Raw genomic sequence first — 6,359 nt, forward strand, 5'->3', positions numbered from 1 at the left:
AAACCTACCGCATGCTCTCCGACCATCTCGGCAGTGTGCGGCTGGTCGTCAATATCAGCGATGGCTCCATTGTCCAGCAGATGGATTATGACGAAGGCTCAATATGGATTCCGGGGTCTTACCGAACCAAGAGTTCTAGCAAGGAGTGCAGTAGCTTCTTTCCACGCATTCTCACGTTGTGAATAAATTTTTTTTTAGTTTCTCCAGTCCAATTCAGAGTGTCAAAGTCCAGCTTGAGATGTCAATCAGTCCAGCTCGGGTTGTCGCGCCACACCAGGCCGCCATGGACAAACTGGACAAAAGGGTGTCATCCCCACCTGCCGCAGAATTACACCAAAATTACACAGAGGGGTCGGTTGGCAGTGAGGAGGAAGATGCTTAACACGCTATTTTACTGGTAGCGAGGGGGGGACTTGAACCCCCGACCTCCGGATTATGAATCCGTTGCTCTGACCAGCTGAGCTACCCCGCCACAACGCACGTCGGAGGAGATTCTACCTCCAAGTCTGGACGTGTCAACCTTCAACGTCTTTTTGTGCCGCTTCTTCACTGGCATCCCATTTTTTGATCAGGGGGACGGCGAGACCCGAAGCTGCGAGATTGGCACTGGTTTCCTTGGCATCTTTTTCGGATTTATAGGGTCCGAGAATCACCTTGAAAAATTTTTGTGCGTCTTCCACCTTGATGATGCGCAGGGGCTTGACACCCAATTTTTCGGCATTTGCCATGCTGTCGATGGCATTGCCAAGGTGGATCTCCTTGCTGATGGAGATCATGTAGCCTTCCCAGGTATTGTCGGTTTTAACGATAATCCCTGCGGAGCGCAATTTGATCTCCGCTTCCTTGGCATCACCAAAGATGCGGAAAGGCCCGGCTTGCACGTTATTGACCAGCACCATGTCGGTTTGTTGCAGCAGACGCGGATTCAAGCCCTTGGTACGCAGACGAGCGATCAGGGTATCGGCACCCTTGCGCAGGGCAAAACTCCCAGCTTGCACATAGTAACCCTTGCCATCCGGTGCCTGTGAGCCGACACTCGCCGACTCCGCAACTGCCGCTGGTGGCGTATGGGTCGGGGATGGCTTGGGTTCCGCACGCCCGACAGGCTTGGAAACGGCCTGTAAAGTCGCTGCGGGTGTTTTTGGCTTTTCTGCCGCTTTTTCCTTGACTGGAGGCACTTCCGGCTTGGCGGAATGCTCTTTGGACTCCGGCTTTGCTTCCGGCCTGGCTTCGGTTTTGGCCTGACCGGCTGATTTGGGTTGCAGAGGCAACACCTTGCCCATCATGAGGGGACCGGTCCAAAGACCGGACTCGGTTTTGGTCAGGGTGATCCAGAGCAGGTGCAGATTCAACAAAGCCATCAGGGAGACGAAGGCCAACGGCCCGAAACGGGACAGGGCCGAACTTCCCCCCGAGGAACTGAATCGACTCGTGATTGCTGACAAAGCCTGACTCATGAGACCCCCTGGCGATTTCTTTCGTAGAGGATACGCAGACCGGTCAAGGTCAGAAATTCATCGACAATTTCAATCCGGCGACTGTCCTGGGCGATCAAGCGTGCCAACCCACCTGTGGCCACAACCCGCAGGGGTTTGAAGCCGGACTCTTCCTCCATGCGTTCGATCAAGCCGTCCACCAACCCGACATACCCCCAGTAGAGACCGGACTGCATCGAACTGACCGTATCGCGACCCACCACAACGGTGGGTTGGGCCAGTTCGATACGGGGCAACTTGGCGGTACGTTCGAAGAGGGCATCCATCGCCAGACCGAGGCCCGGGGCAATGGCCCCCCCCAGATATTCACCCTTGGGGCCGACCAGATCGAAGGTGGTCGCCGTACCAAAATCGACCACCACGGAGGCCTGCTGCAACATCTGAAAGGCGGCCACCGCGTTGACCACCCGATCCGCGCCCACTTCCTTGGGATTGTCATAGCGGATGGACATACCGGTCTTCAGACCGGGGCCGACCAGGAGGGGCGTCAATCCCAGGTAGCGACGAATCGCCCGGACCAGGGCAGATTGAACCGGGGGCACCACACTTGAAATGATGACACCCTCGACAGCGCTCCGATCCATGCCGGACGAACTGAACAGATTGGCAATCAGAAAGCCGTATTCATCGCCGGTACACTCCACCCGTGTGGAGACCCGCCAATGCCGGATCAACTCTTCCTGCTCGTACACACCCCAGACGATATGGGTATTACCGACATCCACCACCAGCAACATATCGAATCTCGCATTTTCAGGAAAGCCAGGACACCCTGCATGTATTTTCGGCATTCATCCCTGACAACTCAAGCCGGATTTTTTCATGCCTCGTGCGCACGTCGCCTCCGGCAACCCGGGCCGGATTTTTTCATGCCTTGTTCATGCGTCATTTCCGGCAACCCGGGCCGGATTTCATCATTACGGCAAAATCCACTTTATACAAGAGCCACATCACCTGCCACCACGCGGCTGACGGTCCCATTGTCATCGCGGCGAACCAGGAGGAAACCATCCGCATCCATATCCTGGGCAACACCCGTGAATTGTTCCTTGATCAAATTGACCTTGACCCGGCGTTCCTGGATGCGGGCCATGGCCAACCAGGCATTCCGAACAACGCCAAACCCCTCTTCCTGATACTGGTGGTACCATGTTTCAAAGCGCTTCAAAAATCCGACCAATAAATGGCGGCGCAGGAGCGGAACCGGGCTGGCAACCAGGGAACCAGACTCCGCACAAATATCTGCCAAACTGATGGCTGTGGCCTGCAATTCGGGGGGAAACAAGGCCGTTGTGGCATGGACATTCAGGCCGACGCCGACCACGACATGATGAACCTGATCCATTTCGGCACTCATTTCGGTCAGGATGCCAGCCAATTTTCGTCCCCGCAGCAACAGGTCATTGGGCCATTTGATGGCCACATCCGCAAAGCCGGCCTCGCGAATCGTCTCGGCCAGGGCCAATCCGGCCAGGAGGGTCAACTGGAAGGTTCGACCCGGATTCATGCGGGGGCGTAACAGAATTGAAAAACAGAGATTCACTCCCGGGGGCGAGACCCAACTTCGTCCCAGGCGACCACGTCCCCGGGTTTGACTTTCTGCCACCACGACAGTTCCTTCGGGTGCCCCTGCCCGTGCCCGGGTCACGACATCCTCATTGGTCGAACCAACCTCGACCAGATAATGGTACCGTTCAGCCTGAAACAGGCCCGGCGACAGCAGGGAGGCAACGGCCTCGCGGGTCAACAGATCGGGTTCGCGCACCGGGCGATATCCTTTTCATGTCTGGATGCAATAACGCAGCCATTTTGCAACCTCGCCAGCCGTTTGCATGACGGTTGACAGATCAGGCATCTTCATCGATGAGCAACGAGACATCCTTGCTGGTGGCGCTGCGGGTGATGGCCCCCACGGAGATCAAATCGACGCCGGTTTCCGCCACGGCGCGGACTTTTTGCAGGTTCATATTGCCACTGGCCTCGACCAGGGCCTGGCCGTTGACAAGCTGGACAGCTTTGGTGATGTTGGAAATATCCATGTTGTCGAGCAGGATGGCGTGGACCCCCACATCCAGACACTCCTGGACCTGGGCCATGGTTTCACACTCCACCTGGATGCGCAGGAGATGGTGGACGGTTGCCCGGACCTGTTCCACGGCATTTTTCACGCCTCCGGCCAGGGCGATGTGATTTTCCTTGATGAGGACACCATCATCCAGGCCCATGCGATGGTTGTGGCCGCCGCCGACCCGCACGGCATATTTTTGCAGCAGGCGCAGGCCGGGCACGGTTTTGCGGGTATCGACGATGCGGGCATTGGTGCCGGATATTTGCTCGACATACTGGCGGGTCAGGGTGGCGACACCCGACAAATGCTGGAAAAAATTGAGGGCCACCCGTTCTCCGGTCAGGATGCCGCGTGCCGGTCCCTGGATGGTACAGATGGTATTGCCAGCCATGGCTCCGCAGCTTTCCTGGATGGTGGGCAGCATGCGCACCCGGGAATCCACCTGGCGAAACACCTCGGCCATCACCGACAGACCGCACACCACGAGGTCTTCGCGGGCCACCAGTTTGGCTTTGACTCCCTGTCCGGCTCCCAGAAGGGCATTTGTGGTCACATCTCCGCGACCCACATCTTCGGCCAGGGCATTTTTGACAACCTCCAACCAGGGAAATGTCATGTTTCTCTCCGCAGGGCACGAATTCGTTCCAGGGCTTCGGCCAACCCTTGTCGCTGCTCTTCCATGGAGCGCTGTTTGTGGCGTTCCTTGTCGATCACATCGGGTTTGGCCTTGGCGAGAAAATTTTCATTGCTGAGTTTGCCGAGAACCTTCTGGAGGTCCCCTTCCACCTTGCCGATGGCTTTTTCCAGACGGGACTCTTCGGCATCCAGGTCGATGATCCCGGCCAGGGGAATGAAGAGACGCAAGCCTTGCACCACGCCGGAGGCACAGCCGGACGGCGCGTCTCCGGTCAGCTCACGCCAGCCGGAAAGACGTCCGAGAGAGACAATCACCTCTTGATGGTCGCGCACATGTCTGATTGCCCAGGCTTCACCGGCAACCAGGAGTTCCAGGGGTTGTCCGGGGGGAATATCCATCTCGGCACGCATGGTACGGACCGCCGTGATGCAGGCCATCACCCACTCCATCTCTTTTTCCACGCCGGGATCCTGGCGGGCGGCATCCGCTTGCGGCCAGGGGGCCAGCATGATGGTTTCCCCCTGTCGCCCTACACCCGGAGCCACTTTCTGCCACAACTCCTCGGTGATGAACGGCATCAGCGGATGCAGCAGGCGCAACGCGGTTTCCAGGACATCCAGCATGGTGTAGCGCACCGCCACCCGGCTCTCTTCGGTTACTGTCGCACCGTAGATGGCCGGTTTGACCAGTTCCAGATACCAGTCACAATAGTGACCCCACAGGAATTGATAAACGGCATTGGCTGCATCATTGATCCGGTATTCATCCAGCGCCCGTCCGGTTTCGCGGATCAGATGCTGCAACCGGGATACGATCCACCGGTCGGCGACCGAAAGGGAATGGTGTGTCTGCCCCAGGCCGCACTCCCGCCCGGAGGTATTCATCAGGACAAACCGGCTGGCATTCCACAATTTGTTGCAAAAATTGCGATAGCCTTCGATCCGTCCCAGGTCGAATTTGACATCGCGTCCCTGGGTGGCGAGACTCGCCATGGTAAAGCGCAGGGCATCGGTTCCGAAGGCCGGGATGCCTAGGGGGAAATCCTGGCGGGTGGCCTGTTCAATTTTGCGGGCCAGGTGGGGCTGCATCATGTCCCGGGTGCGCTTGGCGACCAGGTCTGCCAGGGCGATGCCATCGATCAGGTCGAGCGGATCCAGGATATTGCCTTTGGATTTGCTCATCTTCTGGCCTTCTCCGTCCCGGACCAGGCCATGAATGTACACTTCCCGGAAGGGAACATCTCCGGCAAACTTGAGACCCATCATGATCATCCGGGCGACCCAGAAAAAAATGATGTCGAACCCCGTGACGAGGACCTGGGTGGGATAAAACCGGGCCAGTTCGGGGGTTTGTTCCGGCCAGCCAAGGGTGGAAAAGGGCCACAGGGCCGAGGAAAACCAGGTATCCAGGACATCTGGATCCCGGGTCAGGGGCACCGGTTTGCCATAGTGTTGTGTGGCAGCCGCCATGACCTCTTCTTCGCTGCGCCCGACGAAGGGCTGGCCATCCGGGCCATACCAGGCCGGAATCCGATGTCCCCACCAGATCTGGCGGGAAATGCACCAGTCCTGGATGTTGCGCATCCATTCAAAATAGGTTTTTTCCCAATTGGCCGGCACAAACCGGATGCGTCCTTCTTCGACAACCCGGATTGCTTCGGCGGCCAGGGGGGCGGTTTTGACAAACCATTGATCGGTCAGATAGGGTTCCACCACGACCTTGGTTCGATCCCCACGCGGAACCATCAGTCGATGAGGTTCGACCTTTTCCAACAGACCCCTGGCTTCCAGGTCCGCCACCACCCGGGTACGGGCGGCAAAGCGATCCATGCCACGATAGGCAGGGGGCACCACGTCGTTGAGTTGGGCAGAGTCGGTAAAAATATTGATTTTTTCCAAACCATGCCGTTCGCCCATGGCATGGTCGTTGAAGTCGTGGGCCGGGGTGATTTTGACGCAGCCGGTGCCAAACTCTGGATCCACATAGGCGTCGGCGATGATGGGAATATCCCGTTCCGCCAGGGGAAGTCGCACCTTCCGACCCACCAGATGCCGATAGCGAACATCCTCCGGATGAACGGCCACGGCCGTATCCCCGAGCATGGTCTCCGGTCTCGTCGTCGCCACCACCAGATGGCCGCTACCATCCGCGAGGGGAT

Annotated in this window: 5 protein-coding genes and 1 tRNA gene; all 6 read right to left on the reverse strand. The window is 57.9% G+C overall.

Going from position 1 to position 6,359, the window contains the following annotated elements:
* Window positions 1–395 precede the first annotated feature (395 nt).
* A tRNA-Met gene (locus HQL65_20000) sits at window positions 396–472 on the reverse strand.
* A 43-nt stretch (window positions 473–515) separates the two neighbouring features.
* Window positions 516–1,457, reverse strand: a complete 942-nt coding sequence (locus tag HQL65_20005) for an SPOR domain-containing protein (GenBank protein MBF0138520.1) — start codon at window positions 1,455–1,457, stop codon at window positions 516–518.
* Window positions 1,454–2,233 (reverse strand): type III pantothenate kinase, encoded by a 780-nt coding sequence (locus HQL65_20010; GenBank protein MBF0138521.1) that lies wholly within the window; start codon window positions 2,231–2,233, stop codon window positions 1,454–1,456. Before HQL65_20010 ends, HQL65_20005 begins: the two co-directional genes overlap by 4 nt.
* A 197-nt stretch (window positions 2,234–2,430) precedes the next feature.
* On the reverse strand, window positions 2,431–3,261 hold the full coding sequence (locus HQL65_20015; GenBank protein ID MBF0138522.1) for a biotin--[acetyl-CoA-carboxylase] ligase: 831 nt from the start codon (window positions 3,259–3,261) through the stop codon (window positions 2,431–2,433).
* An 82-nt stretch (window positions 3,262–3,343) separates the two neighbouring features.
* Window positions 3,344–4,180: a carboxylating nicotinate-nucleotide diphosphorylase gene (gene nadC / locus HQL65_20020; protein ID MBF0138523.1), complete on the reverse strand. Its 837-nt coding sequence runs from the start codon at window positions 4,178–4,180 to the stop codon at window positions 3,344–3,346.
* On the reverse strand, window positions 4,177–6,359 hold a 2,183-nt coding region (locus HQL65_20025), incomplete at its 5' end, for a valine--tRNA ligase (protein MBF0138524.1). The genes nadC and HQL65_20025, both read right to left, overlap by 4 nt.

This window comes from Magnetococcales bacterium, from assembly GCA_015228935.1.
Classification (GTDB): domain Bacteria; phylum Pseudomonadota; class Magnetococcia; order Magnetococcales; family DC0425bin3; genus HA3dbin3.